The sequence below is a fragment of the Catenulispora sp. GAS73 genome, assembly GCF_041262085.1.
Classification (GTDB): domain Bacteria; phylum Actinomycetota; class Actinomycetes; order Streptomycetales; family Catenulisporaceae; genus Catenulispora.
Genome location: NZ_JBGCCM010000002.1, coordinates 415,998 through 437,634, shown reverse-complemented (window position 1 = coordinate 437,634; position 21,637 = coordinate 415,998). Strand labels below are relative to the sequence as shown.

The window sequence follows — 21,637 nt, the reverse complement described above, 5'->3', positions numbered from 1 at the left end:
GGCCTCAAGGTGCCCACCACGCCCAACGATTGCCGCCTACGACATGCGCAGTGACTCGGACCGGCGCGCGGTCGTGGACACGAAAACCGGCAGCCGCCGACGTGAACCAGTGTGCGAGTCGGGCATGCCGCCATTTTGTTATGGAATTATCCCCCCTTATACGTAGATATAGCACGCGCCGCCGACACCGACACCGACACCGCCGCCGACACCGACACCAAAACCGCCAGCCGCCAGCGCAACCAGCGGGGCACAACCGAACTGCGTCCCCCTGCGAGGTCATCAAACCATGCGCGAAGCCGTAAAAAGCCTTAAAACCCACCAAGCAAACCGCACCAGCCCACCTGCACCAGCCCCCCAAACGAGCCCCCCGCACCACCCACCACCCCCCACCCCCACCCCCCTACCGCAAACTCTCCCCAGCAATCTCCTCCAACCGCCGCACCCGCTCCGGAATCGCCGGATGCGTCGAAAACAACCGCGACATCCCCGCCCCCCGAAACGGATTCGCAATCATCATCGAACTAGCAATCATCAGCTCCGGCTCCGGCGCCAACGGCCGCGCCTGCGTCCCCCGCTCCAGCTTCACCAGCGCCGAAGCCAGCGCCAGCGGATCGTTCGTCAGCCGCGCGCCCGAAGCATCGGCCTGGTACTCACGCGACCGCCCGATGGCCAGCTGGATCATCGACGCCGCCAGCGGCCCCAGGAACATGATCGCGAGCATCCCGACCAGCCCGGGCCCGTCGTCGTCCTCGGAGCGCCCGACCGGGATCAGCCAGGCCAAATTCACCAGCCACATGACTGCGCTGGCCAGCGCGCCGGCGATGGAGGCGATGAGGATGTCGCGGTTGTAGACATGCGACAGTTCGTGGCCCAGGACGCCGCGTAGCTCGCGCTCGTTGAGGAGGTCCAGGATGCCCGTCGTGCAGCACACGGCGGCGTGCTGGGGGTTGCGGCCGGTGGCGAAGGCGTTCGGGGCGTCGGTGTGGGAGATGTACAAGCGCGGCATGGGCTGGCGGGACTGCGTCGACAGTTCGCGGACGATGCGGTACATCGCCGGCTGCTCGACCTCGCTGACCGGCTGGGCACGCATGGAGCGCAGCGCCATCTTGTCGCTGTTCCAGTACGCGTAGGCGTTGGTGCCCACCGCGATGAGCAGGGCGAATGTGACACCGGTCCGACCCCAGAAGCTGCCGATCCCGACGATGATCGCCGACAGCAGGCCCATCAGTGCCGCGGTTTTCACGGCGTTGTGGCGCCCATGGAGATGCGTGGTCGATGTCATCGACGTCCTTGCCCGTTTTCCCTCGTCCTTGCCCTTCCCCTTCAGTCCAACGTAGGTGAAGATCTCCGGGGTTCCCGGGCGGTCGGCCGGGCGGTGGGCCGGGCGGGTGAGGCGGGAGGGGTGGGAGCGGCTAAACCGCCAGATCCCGGGAGGTGAAACGGGCCCAGGCCAGGCAGATGGCGACCACGGCGTAGCCCGCCTGGAGCCACAGGCTGTGCGAGATCGTGCCCCAGTAGACGGGGGTGCGCAGCAGGTCGGCGAAGGCCAGCCAGTCGAACGAGAACAGCCACGGCTGTACCGAGGTCAGCTGCGGGATCGAGCCGGCGATCTCGGCGACGACGATCAGCCCGATCGTCCCGGCCAGCGCAGTGGCGGGGGAGTCGGTCAGCGTCGAGATCGTCAGCCCGAGGACCGCCACCCCGGCCATGCAGCAGGTCACGACCCCCGCGATGAGCACCGCACGCCCGAACGCCGCGCCCAGCGGGATCGTCGCCCCGCTAAGCATCGTCACGTCCCGCATCGGGAACAGCACCGCGCCGGTCGCCAGCGCCGACAGCGTCACCGTGCACGTCGCAGCCACCGCGTACACGACCGCCGCGATGAGCTTGGCCGCGAGCAGCCGAGTCCGGCCCACCGGCCACGCCAGCACAGTCCGCAGCGTCCCGTCGGCGGCGTCCCCGGCCACCTGGTCCGCGGCGACCACGCCGACCGCCACCGGCAGGAACAGCGGGACCATCAGCGCCAGCGACGCGAAGACCAGGAACAGGCCGTTGCCGGCCACCTGGTTCAGCATCCCGGTGCCGGTCCCGGACCCGAGCCCGGACACCCGGATCGAGACCCCGAGCAGCACCGGCACCACCGCGAGGACCGCGAGGATCAGCAGATTGCGACGCCGGCGGAAGGTCAGGGCCAGCTCGATGCTAGGAATGGCTCCCCACCTCCGAGACAGAAACAGATTTCGACGGTGTCCCCGGTGTCCCCGGTGTCGCGGCGACCGTCGCCTCCAGCGACTCCGGTGTCGCGAAGGCGACGAACAGCCGCTGGTCCGGCGTGAACACCAGACTGACCAACCGGCTGCTCCAGACCAGCCCGACCGGAGTCTTGTCCCCGGCCGCCATCATCATCCGCAGATAGCTCTGCAGCGGCGTTCCCGGAGTCCCGGCCAACGCCGCCAACACCGCAGCCGCTCCCTCCGGTGCCGGCTGCTGGGCGTCATGGCCGGCGCCGAGCCCCGCAATCAGCTTCGTCGGGTCGAAGCCGCCGATCGCCACCGCCGCAGTCCAGCCCTTCCCGGCGCCGAGCACCGGATTCACCGTCGTGTCCAGCGCCGGTGCGGGCTCGTCGACCACCTTCGCGCCGGGCGGTGGCGTGAAACGCAGCTCCGAGGTGTCGGCGGCGAAGCTCACCGTCTCGAACTCCGCCCGGATCGCAGGGCTCGACGATCCCGTCGGATAGATCGCGACGCTCAGCGGTACCCCGGTCGCCGCGTCGACCGCGACCTGTACCGAACCGACGGTGGTCCCGTCCGAATGCGGGGTGATCTGCAGGACGTAGCAGTCCCGCCCCGCGACCTGCGTCGTCTGCCGGGCCGAGTACGCGGTGTCGAACAACAGCGTCTGGACCGCCGTCGGCCCCGTGAACGTCTTCGCCAACTCCGACGGCGAGGCGAACGAAAGCAGCGCCGCGGTCAGAGCGTTGACCGTGCTGTGCCGCGCCGTCTGGTGCGACGAGTCCCACGCCCACAGATCACTGCCGTCGCGGTACAGGTCGTACTCCGACAGCGTGTCCTGCACCCCGATCCGCTCGCGCGGTTCGGGGCCGGAGTTGTCAGTGGCGACCCGCACGAAGTGGACCCCCGACAGCAGCCGCATCGGATCCGCCCCGCCGTCGCCGCCGAGCTTGGGCAGCTTCGGCAGCCCCACATCGACCGTCAGCTGCACGGTCCCGGACACCGTCGGCGTCTGCGGCTTCCCGATTTTCTGCAGCAGCGACAAGGTGGATATACCGGGCAGACGCGGCGAATCCGACGCGCCGAGGCCGTGCGAGACGGCGGCGACGACCACCACGGCCGCCGCCGCCACGAGCGGAACGAGCATGCGCCGGTGCATCCGGTGCGCCTCCCCCGGACTAAGCCCGCGACGCCGACGCCGACGCCGACGACGCCGACCGTGCCGACCGCGCCGACGACGCCGACGACGCCGACAGCGCCGGCGCCGTCCGGCTCACCGGCTCACCGGTAGTTGGTGAACTGGATCGCGAAATCGTAGTCCTGCTCCTTGAGCAGCGACTGCGTGGCCTGCAGGTCGTCGCGCGACTTCGAGGACACGCGCAGCTCCTCGCCGATGATCTGCGCCTTGACGCTCTTGGGCGCCTCGTCGCGGATCAGCTTGGAGATCTTCTTCGCGTTCTCCGAGGAGATCCCCTCCTTGATCGCGACGCTGATCCGGTACTCCTTGCCCGACACCCGCGGGTCCGAGGCGTCCAGCACCTTCAGCGAGATCTTGCGCTTGACCAGCTTGTCCTTGAACACGTCGAGCACCGCCGCGACCCGCTCCTCGGAGCTCGCCTTCATCTCGATGCCCTCGCCGGACCACCGGATCTCGGCGTCCACCCCGCGGAAGTCGAAGCGCTGGGCGATCTCCTTCGACGCCTGGTTCAGCGCGTTGTCGATCTCCTGCCTCTCGACCTTGCTCACCACGTCGAACGACGACTCCGAAGCCACAGTCCGGTCCTCTTTTCTACTCAGCTCTCCTCGGCGGAGCATGTCCGCCGCGCTGAACGATCCTAGACGCGTCGCTACTTCCACGAACGCAAGTAGGACCGAGAAGGCGAGCCAAGACCGGTGACGTCGTCGTAGCCGGTACCGGTGGCCAGCAATCCGTCGTCACCGAGCTGGTACAGCCGCGCCTGGTGCGCTCCCTTGCCGTCCAGGCCCAGGTCGACCACCGTGGCCGGCGGCGTGCCCGGGCGCGGGGAGTCCGCGCCGAGCGAGGTCGGGGTCACGTCGTGGAACGCGCCGCCGGCCGCCAGGCTGTACAGGGCCGGGTTGAGGAAGCCGAATGGATGACCGGCGGCCTGTTCGGCGTCGGCCATTACGCCGGCGAACAGCGGGGCGGCCAGTGAGGTGCCGCCGATCGTCGACTCCGCGTAGCCGACCGTGCCGTTCGGCAGCTTCTGCGTGACCCCGGTCAGGAAGCCGGTCATGGGATCGGCGTCCATCGCCACGTCCGGCACCGTGCGCATCGGCTGCGTCGCCGGCTTGCCGCTGAGCAGTGTCGTGGCCAGCGCCTGCGGGACGACCCCGGCCTGGTAGCTCGGCTGCGGCACGTCCTCGCTCGTCCCGCCGCCACCCCCGAACCGCCACTGGCCGGTCCCCGCCGAGGGCGCCCACGCGCTCCCGCCAGACGCCAGCGACGACCGCCGGTCGCCCCAGCCGACCTCCCCGACGTACTGGTCCCAGGGCCCGATCGCCAGGCTGGTCCCGCCGACCGCGGTCACCCACGGATCCTGCGCGGGGTACTCGGTCTGCGGCCGGGCCGAGCCGCTCGCGCACTGCGCCGAAGGATCCTCGGCGCCGCAGTCCCCGGTCGAGAACAGGAAGCTGACGCCCTGCTGCCCGCCGCGTTGGAACAGGGCCGAATACCCGGCCATCGTCGCGGGATCCTCGTCGCCGTAGGTGCTGTGCGGGATGCCGCCCCAGGAGTCGGAGACGATCGTCGCGAGGTGGTTGTCGACGACGGTCTGCAACGCCGCCATCAGATCGGTGTCGTCGCAGGAGGCGGCCGCGACGTAGACGATGTTCGCCTGCGGGGCCATGGCGTGCACGGCCTCCACGTCCAGCGCCTGCTCCACGGCCCAGTCCGCCGGCGCCTCGCATTCGCCGTCCGTGAGGTGGTGGTACGCCGGGGGAGTGACCTCCCGGTACTGGCTCGGGTTCAGCAGCCGCTCGTCGTGGTTCATCGCGTAGCGGTTCGCGTCGGAGAGCATCGTGGGGGAGGCGTACGCGTCGACGATAGCGACGGTGACGCCCTTGCCGCGCTCGCGGGACTGGGTGACGCCGTAGGCGTAGCGCAGCTGCTCGGGGGTGTAGCCGCAGACGGCCAGCGGATTGCGGCCGCCGAAGGCGTTCGGGACGGTTCTGGCGGTGAGTTCGCCGTAGTAGTCGGAGCACTTCTCGGGACCGATGTAGTCGGTGCTGTCGTCGGTCAGCCGTATGTGGTTCGTGCGCATCGCCAGATGGCGGGCTATGTGCTGCGCCGGGGCCGGCGACGGCGCTGGAGTCGGTGTCGGCGTCGAGGCCGTCTCCGAGACAGCGCCCTGTGACACTGCTGTGAACGCGGCGGCCGCCAGAGTGGCAGCCCACGTGGAACGACGGACTAAGCGTCCGAACATGAACCCTCCCGTATCGGTACGTATGTCGGGTTCGTACCGTCTCGGGAGTGTGCGGAAGCGCGGCCGCCCCGAAAGGGTGACCGCGCGTCCTGACTTCTAGTGTTTGAACGAGTTCAGATACTCCTCACGGGGGGATCCCAAGCCGGTCGCGAGGTCGTAGCCGGGTCCGGCGGGCAGACCCTGATCGTGTCCGAGCTCGAACAGCCGCACCTGGTGCCGGCCCTGGGCGTCGGTGCCGAGGTCGAGGACTGTGGAGATGTCCGCGGGCGCTCCGGCCGGCTGCGCGACCACGTCGGTGAACGTGGCGGAGGTCGCGCGCTTGTAGAGGTCCGGGTTCGCGAAGCCGATCGGCTTGCCGCCCGCCGCGACCTGCGCCTGCTGCGCGTCGGCCTGCGTCGCGGCGAACATCGGCGCGGCGGCCGAGGTGCCGCCGACCGCGATCTCGCCGTACTGGCCGGTGGTGGCGTCCGTGACGCCGACCTGGACCGCGGTCAGCAGGTCGCCGTCCATGGCGGCGTCCGGCAGGGTGCGCATCGGCGTCGCGGTCTTCGCCCCGGTGCCGAGGGTGTGCGCGAGGGCGTCGGGGACCACGCCCTTCTGGTAGTCGGGCTGCTGGAAGTCCTCGCTGGTCCCGCCGCCTCCGCCGAAGTAGAAGTCGCCGGGGAACGGGACCCAGCTCTTGCCGTCGTCGGACAGCGCCGAGCGCCGGTCGCCCATCGAGGCCTGCCACAGCGGACCGCCGTCGGGGCCGAGCGCCAGCGCGGTGCCGCCGACTCCGGTCACCCACGGCGAGGAGACCGGCCACTCGGTCTGCGCCCGCGCCGACCCCGGGTCGCAGCCGGGTCCGGTCCGCGCCGAGTCGTCGCCGCAGTCGCCGGTCGCGAAGTACAGGCCGATGCCCTCGGTCGCGGCGTACTGGAACACCTGCGTGGCCTGCGAGATCAGCGCCGGGTCGAGGTTGCCGGACAGCCGGTGCATGGTCTCGCCGAAGGACGAGGAGATGATGTCCGCGGCGTGGGTGTCGACGATGGTCGCCAGGGTGGCGTTGATGTCCTGGTCCGCGCAGGAGTTCGCGCCGAAGTAGTGGACGGTCGCGCCGGGGGCGGTGCCGTGGACGGTCTCGACGTCCAGCGCCTCCTCGCCGGCCCAGTCGCCGGGGGTCTGGCAGACCCCGTCGGTGGTGTGCGTCCACTGGCTCGCGGTGACGCTCTCCTGGTACTGGTTGCCGGCGAACGGGGCGTCGCCGTGGTTCTGCGCGAAGCGGTTCGCGTCGGTGAGCATCGTCGGGGAGCCGTAGGCGTCGATGACCGCGACGGTGACGCCGGAGCCGGTCAGGCCGGAGGCGCTGACGCCGTACGCGGCGCGCAGCTGGCTGGGGACATAGCCGCAGACGTCGATCGGCTCGGGGGTGTTGTAGCCGCGCGGCAGGCCCGGGTCCGCGGTGAGCGCGCCCCAACTGGGGGAGCAGGACGGGAGCGCCGCCGTCCGCGCGCGGGGCGTTGCTCCGGCGGAGTGACCGGCGTCGGGATGTTCCGGCAGGTCGGCGGGCAGGGGGGTGCCGCCGTTGGAGTGAGGCGCGGTGGGATTGCCGATGCCGGTGTAGGCCGGGGTGGCGGAGTCGGCCTGGCCGAAGCCCGCGGCGCCTTGGCCGCTGGCCGCGATCCTGAGCGTGCTTGCGCCGACCGGGTGAGCGCTCATCCCGCGCCGGGCCGTGATGGCCGCGGTCGCCCCCTCCCGCATGCCGCGCACCTGCGTTTGCCCGAGCCGCGCCACGTTCGCCACGGCCCGTGCGACCTCCGGCGGCGCGGTCAGCCCCAGCGTCCGGGTCCCGCCGCCGAACGCCGCCCGCACGGCTCCGGCGGTCCCGGTCGCGTCGATCCAGTGCGGGTCCTGGCCCGTGACCTGCATCCCGGCCGCCTTGAGCCACTTTCGCACGGCCTTGACCTGCGTCTGCGTCGCCCCGAACCGCGCCTGGGCCTGGGCCGGTGTCAGGTAGTGGCCGTACTGCGCACTGCCCGGCGTGGACACCGCCCGCGCGTACGCCTCCAGGCCCGCCGGATCCTGCCCGGCCAGCCCGATCCGCACGCTCACCGGCGCGCCGTGCTCCTGCGCGCCGGCCGTGGCATCGGCGTCGGCCGCCCCGGCGGCCAGCAGCACGACCGCCATCGCACATCCCAGGTATCGAAACATGAATCGGTGTTATCCAGCACAAACAGATTCATGTCTGGTGATTCAAGGTGTGGCAATATTCTCATCAAGTTTTCCACCCGCGGGCATTCGAACATTGACGCTGTCTGTCATGCCCCTTACGTTCCAGCCGTGTCCGTCAAACGAGTGCGTACCGTGTTCATGTCGCTCGCACTGCTGACCTCCGCGCTGCTGCCGGGACCGGCGCACGCCGCCAAGGCCGTCGCCACTACCGGCACGGCTTCGCTCGCCGCGTCCTGGACCGGCCCGCTGAGCACCAGCGGCCGCTACGTCGTGGACGCGACCGGCGACCGCTTCAAGCTCGTCGGCGGCAACTGGGACGGCGCGCAGGGCCACTGGACCGGCAGCGGCTCCCCGACCGATCCGGCGCAGAACCACGCCGGCGAGGTCTCCTACGACGTGCCGCTGGCCCTGGACCGCGCGCCGATCGCGCGGATCCTGGCGGACTTCCACGGCCTGGGGATCAACACCATCCGGCTGCCGTTCGCCGACGCGATGATCCACGACACCTCGACCGTCCCGGACGCCGCGGTCGCCGCCAACCCGCAGCTGCGCGGACGGACACCGCTGCAGGTCTACGACGCCGTCGTCAGTGCCCTGACGAACGACGGCTTCGCGGTGATCCTCAACAACCACACCACGAGCTACCGCTGGTGCTGCGGCCTGGACGGGAACGAGCGCTGGAACAGCGGGCAGACCACGCAGCAGTGGGAGTCCGACTGGCTGTTCATGGTGAACCGCTACAAGGACGACAAGCGCGTGGTCGGCGCCGACCTGCGCAACGAGGTCCGCCGCGACACCTGGGACGACCCGAACTGGGGCCGGTACGACGACCACGACGAGTACGCCGCCTTCGAGGAGGCCGGCAACCAGATCCTGGCCGCCGACCCGGACATGCTGATCATCATGGAAGGCATCAACTGGTACGGCATCCCGGCCGCCGGCTTCTCCCACGGCCGCCCGATGCTCACCCCGGTCCAGAACCTGTCCAACACCCTGATCACCTCGGACAAGCTGGTCTACGCGGCGCACTTCTACAGCTACACCGGCCCGAACAACTCTGGCGCTGCGGCCGGCAGCGCGGGCGCCACCAGCGACCCCCGCTACGAGGACTTCACCCCGGACCAGCTCGCCTCGGTGGTGAACCAGGAGGCGCTGTTCGTCACGCAGGCCGGCCAGCACTTCACAGCCCCGGTCTGGGTGAGCGAGTTCGGCGCGGCCGGCCGCGGCTCGACCGATGCCAAGGAACAGGCCTGGTTCGACAACTTCACCAATATTCTTGCCGCCGACGACACGGACTTCGCCATCTGGCCGCTCATCGGCTACACCGCCGCCGACGGATCGCTTCAGGACAACTGGGCCCTGCTGTCGTACGACACGTCCGGCAACCGCGTCAGCATCACCGATCCCGGTGACTGGCGTCTCGCTGACTGGCAGAAGCTGACCTCAGCCCCCGCCGTCACCGGCCCGGTCCCCGCCTCGCCGCACTGGAACATGCTCGACCTCGACCACGCCGACTACGACGTCTCCACGACCATGCTGGCGCAGTCCGACTGGTCCTCCGGCAACCGCAAGGGCGACTGTCCCGACACCGAGCGGCTGATGGCCCTGGGGCGTGGCAGCAGCCGCGGACTGTGCACGGACTCCTCCGAACCGGCGAAGGGCGCCGGCGCCTGGACCGTCGTCACCGACGAGCGCTATGTGACCGAAGGCGACTGGGCTTCCGGCTACAGCAAGCTCCAGTGCCCCGACAACGCCTTCGCCGTCGGCTACAGCGTCCACAACAACGCGATGGCCGCCCTGCTGTGCGCGCCGTCGGCCACCGCGCTGCCGACCGCCGGCCGCGACGTCTGGTTCAACCAGGGCGACAACCGCCCCTCCGGCGGCGGCTCCACGGCCTCGGACTGGGCACCCGGCTCTTACAAGGGCCAGTGCGCGGACAACGAGTACGTGGCCGGCGTCGCCTACACCTGGCAATGGGCCGAAGGTGGCGTTCCGGATGCGCTTCTGTGCCGGCCGCTGGTCTGATCTGAACTGTGACTCTATGTCGGTATTCACCACTTCTGGGACGTGAACACAATCACGAAAATTTCTGTGACTCACGCGCTCGGCTAGGGTCTCCCCCTACGTCCGAACAAAAAAGCTCGGGTGTGGAGGCCTGACGATGGTGACGGAAACAGACGCGAATTTGGTGTCCGCGGCGGCGGCGGGGGATCCGGCTGCCTTGGAGCGCCTGGTCTCCGACTACCTGCCGCTGGTCTACAACATCGTGGGGCGCGCGCTGCCGGTGGCCGCCGACGTCGACGACGTGGTGCAGGAGACCATGCTGCGGGTGGTGCGGTCGCTGCCGACGCTGCGCGACCCGCGGGTGTTCCGGTCCTGGCTGGTCGCGGTGGCGATGAACCAGGTGCGGGACCACGCGCGGGCCTATCAGGGCCGGCCGCGGTCGCTGGACGAGGCGCCGGAGCCGGCCGACCCCGGTGCGGACTTCGCCGACCTGATGCTCACCGAGCTCGGGCTGACCGGGCAGCGGCGCGAGGTCGCGATGGCCACCTCGTGGCTGGACGACGACGACCGCGAGCTGCTGTCCCTGTGGTGGCTGGTCGAGGCCGGGCACCTGACGCGCGGCGATCTGGTCAGCGCGCTCGGGCTGGAGCCGCACCACGTCACGGTGCGGATCGCGCGGATGAAGGCGCAGCTGGAGGTCTCGCGGGCGGTGGTGCGCGCGCTGTGCGCCGCGCCGATCTGCCTGGAGCTCTCGGACCTGGCCATGAACTGGCACGGTCGGCCGGAACCCCTGTGGCGCAAGCGGTTCGCGCGTCACGTCCGGCAGTGCCCGACCTGCGCGGGGCTGGCGACCGACTTCGTGCCCGCCGAGCGGTTGCTGGTGCGGCTGCCGCTCGTGCCGCTGCCGTTCGGGCTGGCCGAGGCCGTGCATCGCGCGGTGCCCTCGGCGTTCCACCCCGCGGCGGCTGCCGCTCAGCAGCCGCTTCCGGGCGGGCCGGGGCAGGGGCCGGGACAGGGACAGGGGCCGCGGCCGACCAGGCACTCCCACCGCCGAATACACAGGGCGGGAGCGCGGTCCGCGGCCTCGCACTTCGCCGCCAAGGCCGCTGTCGCCCTGGCCGCGACGACGGCGGTCGTCGGGGCCGTGGTGGTGACGACCGGGGCGACCGACTCCAAGGCCGACTCCCAGCCCGGCAGTGCCGTGACGTCGCTAAGCTCTGTTGACGGAAGCTCCACTTCCGCCGCCGCCACGCCCACGCCGTCGGATTCCCAGACGTCCACGTCCGCGTCGACCACTTCGGCGCCGCCGTCGTCCAGCCCGGACTCCGCCAAGCCGACTCCGAGTACTTCGAAGAGCTCCATGAAGCCCCCCACACAATCCACGGCCAGCTCGTCCGTGTCGCAGAGTTCTCATCCGGCCTCGACCGGCGCGCCGTCCACTTCGTCGTCCTCGTCCAGCTCGTCGTCGCAGGCGTCGCCGGCCGACCAGGTGCTTGCCGTGATCAACCAGGCGCGGGCCGGCCAGGGCCTGCCGCCGTTGACGATCAGCGCCGGGCTCAACAAGAGTGCCGCCGCGCACACGTCGGTGATGTCGTCCGGCTGCGGCTTGTCGCACCAGTGCCCCGGTGAGCCGGCGCTCGGTGACCGCGAGACCGCCGCGGGCGTGTCGTGGTCGGCGGCCGGCGAGAACATCGGCGACGGCGGACCGGTGTCGGACACGAACGCCGCCATCGCCTCGATGGCCGTCGGCCTGACCAACAGCATGCTGGCCGAGCAGCCGCCGGACGACGGGCACCGTCGCAACATCCTGAGTACCGACTACCACCACATCGGGATCTCGGTGTTCCGGGACAGCAGCGGCACGGTCTGGATGACGCAGGACTTCTCGGACTGAGAGTCTTGTCGCATGCAGGCCGACAAGACTGACGAGCTGACGCCCGATCTGCTTCCGCCGAGCAGTCAGGCACTCCGCAGTGAGCCCTTGACCGGAGGCGTGGCGCACACCGCCTGGCGCGTCGCGTTGGCCGACGGTCGCGAGGTCGTGGTGAAGGGCGGTCATTCCGTAGCCGAAGGCTTCTTCGGTCAGGAAGCCGAAAGTCTGGAGGCGCTGCGGGACATCGGCGGCCTGCCCACGCCGCAGATCCTGCACGTCGGTCCCCATTCGCTGGTCCTGGAAGCCCTGAACTCCGAACTGCCGGACACGCCGCAGTTCTGGGAGGCCGCCGGCCGCGCCGTCGCCGCGCTGCACGGCCACGGTTCGGACCGCCACGGCTGGCACCACGACGGCATGCTCGGTCTGCTGCCGCAGGAGAACGCCTGGGACGAGGACGGGTTCCGGTTCTTCGCCGAACACCGGATCCTGCGCTATCTGCGTGAGCCGAAGGTCGAGGCGGCTTTCGAGACCGCGGACCTGCGTGCGCTGGAGCGCTTGGCCGAGCGTCTTCCCAGCCTGCTTCCGGAGGCGCCCGCGGTGTTGGTCCACGGCGACCTGTGGCGCGCCAACATCATCGCCGACTTCGACGACCTGCCGGTCTTCATCGACCCGGCGGTGTACTACGGCTGGGCCGAGATCGACGTGAGCATGATGTATTGCACCGGCGGCGTGCCGGAGGAGTTCTTCGCCGCGTACTACGAGGTGCGTCCGCCGGTCGGCGACTGGCGGGAGCGCATGACGCTGCTGAACCTTCGCGAGTGGCTGTGTGTCGTCGCGCACTTCGGGGCGGAGGAGAGGTATGTGAGGCTCATCCGTGAAGTGCTGAAGCGGTTCTCATAGGCTCTGACCGATATACGTCTATGAGAGGAGCCGCGCTATGGCGACCATGCGGGCCGCACGTCTGAACCTGTCGAACCCTTCCAGCCCGACGCTGAGCGTCGAGGACGTTGAGAAGCCGACGCCGGGGGCCGGAGAGGTGCTGGTCAAGGTCGAGGCGGCGGGGGTCTGCCTGTCGGACGTGCATCTGGTGCGCGGTTACTTCGCCAAGCCGCGGCTGCTGGTCGGGGACACAGTCACGCTCGGTCACGAGATCGCCGGGACGGTCGCCGAGGCCGGGCCCGGCGTCACCGCCTGGAAGCCCGGCGACCGCGTGGTGCTCCAGGCCGGCGAGGTCCGCGACGGCCAGGTGTGGACCCGCGGCGTCGACTACGACGGCGGCTGGGCCGAGTACACGCCGGCGCGGCAGGACACGCTGGTGGCGCTGCCGGACTCCATCCCCTTCGAGCAGGGCGCGATCATCCCGGACGCGGTGTCGACGCCGTGGGGCGCCATCACCGCGACGGCGCACGTCGGCCCGGCGCAGGCGGTCGGCGTGTGGGGCATCGGCGGGCTCGGCGCGCACGCCGTGCAGCTGCTGCGCGCCATCGGCGCCTGCCCGATCATCGCGATCGACCCTTCCCAGGCGGCCCGCGAACGTGCCCTGGCCTTCGGCGCGGACCTGGCGCTGGACTCCGCCGACCCGGACCTCCGGACCACGATCCGCTCCGCGACCGGCGGCCTCGGCCTGGAGCACGCCTTCGACTTCGCCGGCGTGACCCCCGTCCGCGACCAGGCACTGCGGCAGCTGGCGCCCGGCGGGAAGCTGATCCTGGTCGGCCTGAGCGGCCAGCCGATCACGATCGAGAACAGCACCCGCTTCCAGTCCGCGCAGTACCAACTCCTGGGGCACTACGGCTCACCGGAGGAATCGGTCGCCCAGCTGATCCGCCTGGAGGCCGGCGGCCGACTGAACTTCGCGCGCTCCATCTCCGGCGTGATGAGCCTGGAGGAGGCCGCCGAGGCGGTCGAGCGGCTGGAGAAGAAGGTCGGGGATCCGATTCGGATTGTTCTGCGGCCGTCGCTTTAGGGGCTCGCCGCTAGGCGCCTCTATAGGATCACTTTTATAGGAACTCGCTAAAGAGCTCCTAAGGATCCCCGCAACGGCGCGCTGCGCAGAGGCACAGTGCGCGGGTGCTCCATAAACTGGCCAGGTCAGGACATTCGGCCCGGCCGGTGCGGGGCCTCGACAATCGGGAAGCACTCTGTTCGCCTACGTACTGGCCGCGCTGTTCGCGCTTCTGTTCGTCGACTCGGTGATGCGTGACCCACGGGGGTTCCGCAATGCGGTGTTCCTCGGGCTGACGCTGTCGTTCCTGGGGTTGGGCCTGCTCTACGGAGTGACGCGGACGTCCGGGGACGGACGGGTGCTGGCCGTCGTGGCGGTGGGTTTGCTGCCGACGCTGGGGCTGATGGCGTTGGTGACATTCCTGATCCTCAACGGCATGACGATGCTCCGTAAGGAGGGGCGGACTGCCGCGAACCTTCTGTCCCTCGCTTGTGGGGTCGGCATCATCGCGCTGGTGCTGTTGTTGGTGGCGGCCGTGGTGGCGCGGCGGCATGTGCTCATCGGTCTGGCCGCCGCCGCGGTGCTCGTCGTCTGTTACTTGGCGTTCCTGTTCTTCTGTTACCTCACCTATGGGTTCCTCTATAGGCGGATGCCTATAAGGCGCGCCGCCGACTTCGTCGTGGTGCTCGGCGCGGGCCTGATGGGAGGACGGTGGGTGTCGCCGCTGTTGGCGAGCCGGTTGGAGCGCGGGCGCTCTGTATACGAATCGCTTGATGCGCAGAACGGACCGATGCTCATCGTGTCCGGCGGTAAGGGATCGGACGAGCGGCTGTCTGAGGCCGAGGCGATGGAGAACTATCTAGTAGAGGGTGGGTTCCCTGCCGATCGGATCCTTAGAGAGGATCAGTCGCGGACGACGGAGGAAAACCTCATCTATAGCGCGGCGCTTATGCGGCAGTCCCGGCCAGAGGGCTACCGCTGCGTGGTCGTCACCAACGACTTCCACAGCTATCGCGCGGCGTTGATCGCGCGGGACCTCGGAGTGCCCGCTCAGGTGGTCGGCTCGCCGACCGCCGCGTACTTTCTGCCGAGCGCGACGATCAGAGAGTTCATCGCCGTGTTCGTGCGCTACTGGAAGGTGAACCTGCCGATCTGTGCATTTCTGGCGGCGCCCGCTCTGGTGATGCTGCCGCGCTGAGGCGCGCCTTCGACACAGACGTGTGTCCGCCCTCGAAGATGGGTTGGTGAACGGATACGCGGTTGTCGATGTCGAGACGTCAGGGTTCCAACCTCCGATCGCTGAGATCGTGGAGGTCGCGATCGTGCATGTGGACGTCGCCGGGCAGGTGACGGGAAGTTGGGACAGTCTGCTGCGACCGGAGGGCGGGGTCGGGGCGACGCGGGTGCACGGGATCACGCGCGAGATGGTGGAGCCGGCGCCGCGCTTCGAGGACGTCGGGCTCGACCTGCACGCGCTGCTCGCCGACCGGATCGTGGTCGCGCACAACCTGGCCTTCGACGCCAAGTTCCTGGTGACGCAGTTCGCGCGGATCGGCGTGCACTCCCCGGAGATCGCCGGCGGCGCCTGCACGCTGCGGACGTCGCAGGCGCTGCTGCCCGGGCCCTCCTACAAGCTGTTGGACTGCTGCGAGGCGGTCGGGGTCCAGCTGACCGACGCGCACAGCGCACTCGGCGACGCGCTGGCGACCGCGCGGCTGCTCGGGTTCTTCCTGCAGCGCGGGGTCAACGTCGGCGGAATGGCGGTGCGACCGCAGGCGGCGGTGCCGCAGCCTCGTGCCGAGCTCAGTGAGCTGTTCCTGTCCAGGTCGCGCTAGACGCGCTAGGTCGGGCTACGCGATGGACGCGAGCGTCGGGCAGGGCTACGGCTCGAACACCCCGTCGTAGTAGCCGGCCGCGGCGACGAGGACGGACTCGAAGTAGAGCGGCAACCCGTCCGTGTCGTCGGGAACCTCGTGCGCGGCGTCGCGGCTGAAGCCGAGTGCGAGGTCCGGCGCGTAGGCGAACCGGTCGCCGGCCTGACGCACGGTGCGGTGTCCGCGGGACTCCAGCTCCGTGAGCAGCTTGCTCCAAGGCGTACGGAAGACATCGATGCCTTCGAACGTCACCGTCGCGTCGTATCCGGGGTCCGGCGGCCGCCACACCTCGACGGTGTCCGCGTTCCCGCCCTCGTCGAGGGTCAGCGCGAAGTTGAACTCCGGACCGCCGGCGACCATCTTCGTCGGGATGACAAACGGCTCCCCGGCAATCTGGATCTGCGCACCGCGAGCAACGCTGACCGGGCCGAACCGCTCGGCCGCGCGCACCGTCTCCTCCTCGGAACGGCCCAGGACCATGCCGGTGAAACCGGTGGGCGGCAGCAACTCGATGTCCACGCCCCAGAACCTACAGCGCCTATAGCGCCCACAGCGGCCGTGGCGGACGCCCGAAGCGCCCGCCACGGCCGGCTCGGCGACCGAACGCCGACGCTGAATCAGCCCTCTGCGGCCCGCTTCTGCTTCCGATAGTGCTCACGCCAGATCAGCCGGTACACCGGAACCAACCGTGGTACCGACCGAAGCCCCGGAATGAACGGTACGAACACCAGCACCGCCCCGACCAGCCCCATCGTCCCCCACACCAGCGCGTCGCCGTTGCCGGAGGTCTTGTACGGCGAGATCTGGTACCAGAACGTGTACGGCGCCAGCCAAGGCTGCCCCGGGAAGTTGCCGACCTCGTTCATCATCCCCCACTGCGTTCCGGTCAGGTGCTGCGTCTGCGCCTCGGCGGCGAGGTCGCTGCCGTCGGCGAGGAACATCAGCGGGAGTGTGTAGTCCGAGTGGTAGAAGCCGTTCTCAGACATCAGCTGGCCCTCCAGCGAGCCGGCCTGCGCCTGGTTCAGCAACTGCGCCAGCATCAGCGGCACCGGGCCGTAGGTACCCGGGGTGACCTTGGTCGGATCGCCGCCGGCCTTGCCCAGCGCGGTGGAGTAGGCGCTGGTCCAGGCCGCGTGCTGGTCGTCGTTCGCCGAGTTCCACGCGCCGATCGCGGCGACCACCTCAGGGTTCTGCGGCACCGACGCCAGCGGCTTCAGGACGAACGCGTCCACGGTGTCGATCGGATGCGTGACCCCGGCCGTCTTGGCGATCGCCAGCGGCCCGAGCTTCTGCCCCTGGGCGGCGGAGTTGTACGGCGGGCCGTAGCCGGCGGTCGTGCTGCTGCTGTCGAGTTCGGCCAGCGCGGTGGTCGTGAAGTCGCCCGGGTCGTTGGTCGCCCAGGCGGCGATGGTCATCGCCTTCACGTCCGGCGAGGAGAACGCCGCGGCCAGCACGACGGTCAGCACCACGACCGCGACCAGCGCGATCACGAACTCCTTCACCAGGTCGTAGGGCCGCGAGCCGAACGAGTACGGGTCCGGTTCGGCGTGCGCGCGGCGGCTCATGCCCGCACCTCCGGAGCCGGAGTATCGGCCTCATCCCGCGCCCGCACCGGCAACGGCGGCACCACGCCCCGTCGGCGCACCAGCAGGATGTGCAGCACCACGATCACCGACACGACCAACGGCAGCAGCGCCACGTGCCAGATCAGCATCTGCCCGAAGTCCATCGGGTTGAAGTACGCGCCGACGCCGATCGAGTTCAGGCCGTCCTTGGCCTGCGTCGCGATCCACTGCGAGTCGAAGTTCTGCTGCACCAGGTACCCGGTCAGCGCGGTGAACGCCGAGGCGCCCAGCGCGATCACGCCGGTGATCCACGTCAGCGCGCGCTTCCCGCGCCAGGCCGCCATGAAGAACTTGGCGATCAGGTGCACCGACATGAACGTCATGAACAGCTCCACCGACCACAGGTGCAGGCTGTTGACGTAGTGCCCGGTCCCCGACACGTGCCACCAGGCCGCGCCCTTGAGCGCGAGCACGGTGCCGGTGCCGACGACGGTCAGGAACGCGGTCAGGGTCAGCACCCCGAAGACGTAGATCCACGACGCGACATACGCGGGTTGGGTGTCGGGGAGCAGCTGCTCCGGGGGCATGGTCTCGAAGATGCGGCGCCGCAGCGCGCCGGTCCATCCGCCGGCGGGCTCCGGATCCGGAGTCGGCTCCGGCAGGGTCGTCGTCTCGATCAGGTCGGTCATTTCCCGTCCCGTCCCTTCGGCTTCGGGAACGGCAGGAACAGCGCGGCGAGGAACACCGCGCCGATGAGCGCGATCATCACGATGTTGGCGGCGGAGATCTGGACGAATCCCCAGTGCAGGTAGTGCCCGTGGCCGCTGAGGTTCACGGGTGGGGCGAAGACGAGATGGGGGGTGGCAGGTGTGGCGGTCACTGGTGTCCTCATCGGGTGCGAGCCGTCCGGTGGGGCGGCTGGGGCAGGGGCGGGTCCCCGGGGTGGGTGGTCCGGGGAGGTGTGAAGACGGCCGTCGCGGCGTGAGTCTTGTAAAGTAAGAACGCTCATGTCAATGATCTGGCGGTAAACAAGCACTACCCGAAGGTGGACGCGACACCAATTACGAGTAAGTGCGTTGTTACCGTCTTCTCACGTCCCGCACCTCACACCATGGTTCGGCTGTTACGGACCGGTAGAGCATGACCGACATCTACGACCCGCGGCCGTAGTGCCGTGGTCTGGCGGATTTGCCGCATTCGGCCGCTGACCTCGTGGTCAGCGGGGTGAGCCGGTCGGACGTTTAGGGTTGGAGCCGTGGAGACGATCGCAAGCGAAGCCGGAGCCCGCATCCTGGTGGTCGAGGACGACGCCGGGATCGCCCAGTCGCTGGTCCGCGGCCTGGCGCGGGCCGGGTACGTCGTCGACACCGCGAGCAGCGGCGCGGACGCGCTCGTCGCGCCGCCGGCCGACGTCGTGCTGCTCGACCTGGGGCTGCCGGACGTGGACGGGGTCGAGGTGTGCCGGCGGCTGCGGCGGCGCGGCGACGTCGCGATCATCGTGGTCACCGCGCGCGGCGAGGAGAGCGACCGGGTCGCGACGCTGGACGAGGGCGCGGACGACTACCTGGTGAAGCCGTTCGGGCTGGCCGAGCTGCTGGCGCGGGTGCGTGCGGTGCTGCGGCGGGTGCGGCCGGCCGGCCCGGTGACGTACGTGTACGGGCCGCTGTCGGTGGATCCGCGCACGCGGCGCGTCGCGGTATCCGGGGTCGAGGTGATGCTCACGCCGAAGGAGTTCGACATCATCGAGTGCCTGGCCGCCGACCCGGGACGGGTGGTGTCGCGGCAGGAGCTGCTGGAGCGGGCCTGGGACGCGAACTGGTACGGGCCGACGAAGGTGCTCGACGTGCATGTCGCCGCGCTGCGGCGGAAGCTCGGGGTCGAGGGGCTGGTCGAGACGGTCTATGGGCGGGGGTTCCGGCTCGGGCGTGTTGCGGCGACGGAGTCCGGGACGGGGTCGGGGTCGGTGGCGCCGGAGACGCCGGTGGCGCTGCCGGTTCCGCCGGTTCCGCCCGCGCCGCCGACGCCGTCAGAGGACTGACTCGGTGCGCCGCCGCATCGCCCTCGCCTTCGTCGCGCTGGTCGCGGTGCTGCTGGTGGCCGCCGTCCTGCCGCTGGGCGCGGCGATGCAGTCCCGCGAGGACGCGTCGTTCCGCTTCACGACGATCTCGGCGGCCCGCCAGGTCTCCGCCGCCGCCGAGGAGACGCTGGTCGACCACCACCCGCCGGACGCGATGAACGAGGCCGTCGCCGAGGCCGGGCGGCACGGCGACTGCGTGGCGGTCTTCGCCGGCACCGGCGAACTCGTGACCGCGACAGCGTGCGGCACCGCGAAGGACGCCGCCGCGATCACCCTGGCCACCCGCGCGATGACGACGAAGACCGAGACCACCGCCCGCGCCGACGACTGGCTCCGAGCCGCGATCCCGGTAGGCGACGAGGACGACTCCGGTGCGGTGGTCCTGGCCCGCTCAGCGGAGTCGCTCGACCATCACGTCGCCGTGATGTGGGGCTGGCTGGCCCTGACCGCGGCGGCGGCCCTCGCCCTCGGCATCGCCCTGGCCTTCGCCCTGGCCCGCTGGGTCGCCCGCCCCCTCCTGGCCCTCGACACGGCCGCCGCCCGCCTCGGCGAAGGCGCCCTCGACGTCCGCGCCCCGACCGAAACCGGCCCCCCGGAAGTCCGCCGCCTGGCCAGCACCTTCAACCGCATGGCCGAGCGCACCGAGACCCTGATCCACGCCCACCGAGGCTGGGTCGCAGACGTCTCGCACCAGCTGCGCACACCGCTGACCGCCCTGCGGCTCCGGCTGGACGTGCTGGCCGGCGAGGCTGCGGAGGCGCAGGCAGACCGCGCTGCTCCCGAGGCGCTGCCAGCCGGCTCGCGAGGAGAGCTCGCCGATGGGCCGACGCACCGCGCCGACGGGCCGACGCACCTCGCCGCTGCCGAGGGCCTTGGTCTGGCCGCCGATGCGTCGGCGCACGCGTCAGCCTGGCCGGGTGCCGACTTCGCCGCCGAGCTGGCTGGCGTCCAGGAGGAGATCGAGCGCCTGTCCCGCCTGGTCGATGGGCTCCTCGCCATTGCTCGTGCTGAGTCTGTCGTTGCGCGGCGGGAGGCGGTGGGTGTCGCCGAGGTTGTCGCGGAGCGGGTTGCGGCGTGGGAGCCGTTGGCGCGTGAGCATGGCCAGGGGCTGAGTGCTGTCGGGCGTCCGGCTTCTGCCTCGCTTGCGCCGGGCGATCTGGAGCAGATTCTTGACAACCTGATCGCCAATGCGCTGGCCGCTATTCCGTCCGGCGGCGAGGTGCGGGTCGAGAGTGTCGCGGGCCGCGAGCAGGACCGTGTCGTGCTGCGCGTTGTCGATGACGGGCCCGGGATGAGCGATGCGGCTAAGCGGACTGCGTTTCGGCGCTTCGGGGCCAGCAGTGGTTCGGGCAGTGGCCTGGGGCTGGCGATCGTGGATCGCCTGGTCTCGGCGAACGGCGGCGAGGTTCGGTTGGCGGATACCGTCGGCGGCGGGCTCACCGTGGTTGTGGAGCTGCCCGCGGCGTCCTCAGCAGGGGCTTCGGGCGACTGATCGCCCTCGGCGCCGACACCTTATATATGTACCGCGTTTTTCTTTGCCTTTTCTGAAGGACCGACGCGCCATGCTGGGTCGCGACCACCCCTGTGACCGCCGCACCGGAGGACCCCGCGTGACCGCGTCTGCGCCGACTCAGCACCGACGTCGTGCCCGGGCTGAAGCTGAAGCTCAAGCAGATACAGGCGCCGAAGGCAACGAACGCCTCACCGCGATCACCGGAGCGCTCCTGCTCGTCCTGTTCGCCGTCGAGGGCGTCACCATCCTCCAACTCGGCGGCCTGCTCTACTGGCACTACTTCTTCGGCTTCCTGCTGGTCGGCCCGGTGTGCGTGAAGATCTGTGCGACGCTCTACCGCTTCGCGCGCTACTACACCCGCGAACCGGCGTACGTCCGCAAGGGACCCCCGATGATCGTGCTGCGCGTCTTGGGCCCGTTCGTCGTCCTGACCTCCTGCGCCGTCCTGCTGACCGGCATCCTGCTCGGCTTCGCCAAGTCCGAGACAGTCCTCGGCCTGCCGATGCTCTTCCTGCACAAGGGCTTCTTCATCGTCTGGGCCGGAGCCATGACGATCCACGTCCTCGCCTACCTCTGGCGCCTCCCGAGCCTGGTCGCCTCCGACCTCCCCGGCGCACGTCGGATGCACGGCGCCGCGACCGCCGTCGGCGGAAGCGCCCTGCGCTGGTCGGTGACGCTCGCGGGCCTGGCCGGCGGCCTGGTGTTCGCGATGCTCGCCGCGCACCTGTCATCCGCATGGCGGTGAGACGGACCCCGGTCCGGTCCCCGATGCCCTTCCTGAGCTGCGGCTTTCGCCACGGTGAAGATCTTTACCTTCTCTGAAGGACTTCCGAACCTGTTTCTCATGTCCGCGGGTGAGTCTGGTCGCAGGTGGAATGGCACGATCCAGCCGCGCGGC

General features: G+C 70.1%; 19 protein-coding genes. 9 read left to right on the top strand and 10 right to left on the bottom strand.

Features of this window, described 5'->3' with window-relative positions; translation table 11 throughout:
• Positions 1-403: 403 nt before the first annotated feature.
• The 6 genes from htpX to ABH935_RS04480 all read right to left on the bottom strand — a co-directional run bounded on the left by htpX (position 404) and on the right by ABH935_RS04480 (position 7,843).
• A complete protein-coding gene (gene htpX, locus ABH935_RS04505; protein ID WP_370376458.1) occupies positions 404-1,285 on the bottom strand; it encodes a zinc metalloprotease HtpX in 882 nt (293 codons plus the stop codon).
• A 130-nt stretch (positions 1,286-1,415) separates the two neighbouring features.
• Positions 1,416-2,192 carry an ABC transporter permease gene (locus ABH935_RS04500; RefSeq protein WP_370376566.1) on the bottom strand — a complete coding sequence of 259 codons (777 nt, stop codon included), beginning with the start codon at positions 2,190-2,192 and terminating at the stop codon, positions 1,416-1,418.
• A 13-nt stretch (positions 2,193-2,205) separates the two neighbouring features.
• Positions 2,206-3,381: an outer membrane lipoprotein carrier protein LolA gene (locus ABH935_RS04495; protein ID WP_370376457.1), complete on the bottom strand. Its 1,176-nt coding sequence runs from the start codon at positions 3,379-3,381 to the stop codon at positions 2,206-2,208.
• Positions 3,382-3,515: 134 nt separating this feature from the next.
• On the bottom strand, positions 3,516-4,007 hold the full coding sequence (locus tag ABH935_RS04490) for a YajQ family cyclic di-GMP-binding protein (protein WP_370376456.1): 492 nt from the start codon (positions 4,005-4,007) through the stop codon (positions 3,516-3,518).
• Between the two features lie 74 nt (positions 4,008-4,081).
• A complete protein-coding gene (locus tag ABH935_RS04485) occupies positions 4,082-5,515 on the bottom strand; it encodes a S8 family serine peptidase (protein WP_370376455.1) in 1,434 nt (477 codons plus the stop codon).
• Positions 5,516-5,773: 258 nt separating this feature from the next.
• Positions 5,774-7,843: a protease pro-enzyme activation domain-containing protein gene (locus ABH935_RS04480; RefSeq protein ID WP_370376454.1), complete on the bottom strand. Its 2,070-nt coding sequence runs from the start codon at positions 7,841-7,843 to the stop codon at positions 5,774-5,776.
• A 183-nt stretch (positions 7,844-8,026) separates the two neighbouring features.
• On the opposite strand from ABH935_RS04480, the gene ABH935_RS04475 reads away from it, so the two are divergent.
• From ABH935_RS04475 to ABH935_RS04450, 6 genes are all read left to right on the top strand, one after another.
• Positions 8,027-9,913 (top strand): glycoside hydrolase family 5 protein, encoded by a 1,887-nt coding sequence (locus ABH935_RS04475; RefSeq protein ID WP_370376565.1) that lies wholly within the window; start codon positions 8,027-8,029, stop codon positions 9,911-9,913.
• 136 nt (positions 9,914-10,049) lie between these two features.
• Complete coding sequence (locus ABH935_RS04470; RefSeq protein ID WP_370376453.1) at positions 10,050-11,786, top strand: sigma-70 family RNA polymerase sigma factor; 1,737 nt, start codon at positions 10,050-10,052, stop codon at positions 11,784-11,786.
• 12 nt (positions 11,787-11,798) lie between these two features.
• Positions 11,799-12,665 carry a fructosamine kinase family protein gene (locus tag ABH935_RS04465; RefSeq protein WP_370376452.1) on the top strand — a complete coding sequence of 289 codons (867 nt, stop codon included), beginning with the start codon at positions 11,799-11,801 and terminating at the stop codon, positions 12,663-12,665.
• Positions 12,666-12,702: 37 nt separating this feature from the next.
• Entirely contained in the window at positions 12,703-13,731 is a 1,029-nt protein-coding gene (locus tag ABH935_RS04460) for a zinc-binding dehydrogenase (RefSeq protein WP_370376451.1), read from the top strand.
• Between the two features lie 259 nt (positions 13,732-13,990).
• Complete coding sequence (locus ABH935_RS04455; protein WP_370376450.1) at positions 13,991-14,908, top strand: YdcF family protein; 918 nt, start codon at positions 13,991-13,993, stop codon at positions 14,906-14,908.
• A gap of 46 nt (positions 14,909-14,954) precedes the next feature.
• On the top strand, positions 14,955-15,545 hold the full coding sequence (locus tag ABH935_RS04450; RefSeq protein WP_194921644.1) for a PolC-type DNA polymerase III: 591 nt from the start codon (positions 14,955-14,957) through the stop codon (positions 15,543-15,545).
• Between the two features lie 45 nt (positions 15,546-15,590).
• Here ABH935_RS04450 and ABH935_RS04445 read toward each other — a convergent pair whose 3' ends face one another.
• From ABH935_RS04445 to ABH935_RS04430, 4 genes are all read right to left on the bottom strand, one after another.
• Positions 15,591-16,103 carry a hypothetical protein gene (locus ABH935_RS04445; RefSeq protein WP_370376449.1) on the bottom strand — a complete coding sequence of 171 codons (513 nt, stop codon included), beginning with the start codon at positions 16,101-16,103 and terminating at the stop codon, positions 15,591-15,593.
• Positions 16,104-16,201: 98 nt separating this feature from the next.
• The gene (locus ABH935_RS04440; protein WP_370376448.1) at positions 16,202-17,149 is read right to left on the bottom strand and encodes a hypothetical protein; all 948 of its coding nucleotides are present in this window, start codon (positions 17,147-17,149) and stop codon (positions 16,202-16,204) included.
• The gene (locus tag ABH935_RS04435) at positions 17,146-17,838 is read right to left on the bottom strand and encodes a cytochrome b N-terminal domain-containing protein (protein WP_370376447.1); all 693 of its coding nucleotides are present in this window, start codon (positions 17,836-17,838) and stop codon (positions 17,146-17,148) included. Before ABH935_RS04435 ends, ABH935_RS04440 begins: the two co-directional genes overlap by 4 nt.
• Positions 17,835-18,029 (bottom strand): hypothetical protein, encoded by a 195-nt coding sequence (locus tag ABH935_RS04430; RefSeq protein ID WP_370376446.1) that lies wholly within the window; start codon positions 18,027-18,029, stop codon positions 17,835-17,837. Before ABH935_RS04430 ends, ABH935_RS04435 begins: the two co-directional genes overlap by 4 nt.
• A gap of 375 nt (positions 18,030-18,404) precedes the next feature.
• Here ABH935_RS04430 and ABH935_RS04425 point away from each other — a divergent pair, with 375 nt between their 5' ends.
• The 3 genes from ABH935_RS04425 (at position 18,405) to ABH935_RS04415 (ending at position 21,484) form a co-directional block, all read left to right on the top strand.
• Entirely contained in the window at positions 18,405-19,187 is a 783-nt protein-coding gene (locus ABH935_RS04425) for a response regulator transcription factor (RefSeq protein ID WP_370376445.1), read from the top strand.
• A 4-nt stretch (positions 19,188-19,191) separates the two neighbouring features.
• Positions 19,192-20,718: an ATP-binding protein gene (locus tag ABH935_RS04420; protein ID WP_370376444.1), complete on the top strand. Its 1,527-nt coding sequence runs from the start codon at positions 19,192-19,194 to the stop codon at positions 20,716-20,718.
• A 118-nt stretch (positions 20,719-20,836) separates the two neighbouring features.
• Positions 20,837-21,484 (top strand): hypothetical protein, encoded by a 648-nt coding sequence (locus ABH935_RS04415; protein ID WP_370376443.1) that lies wholly within the window; start codon positions 20,837-20,839, stop codon positions 21,482-21,484.
• Positions 21,485-21,637: the final 153 nt, after the last annotated feature.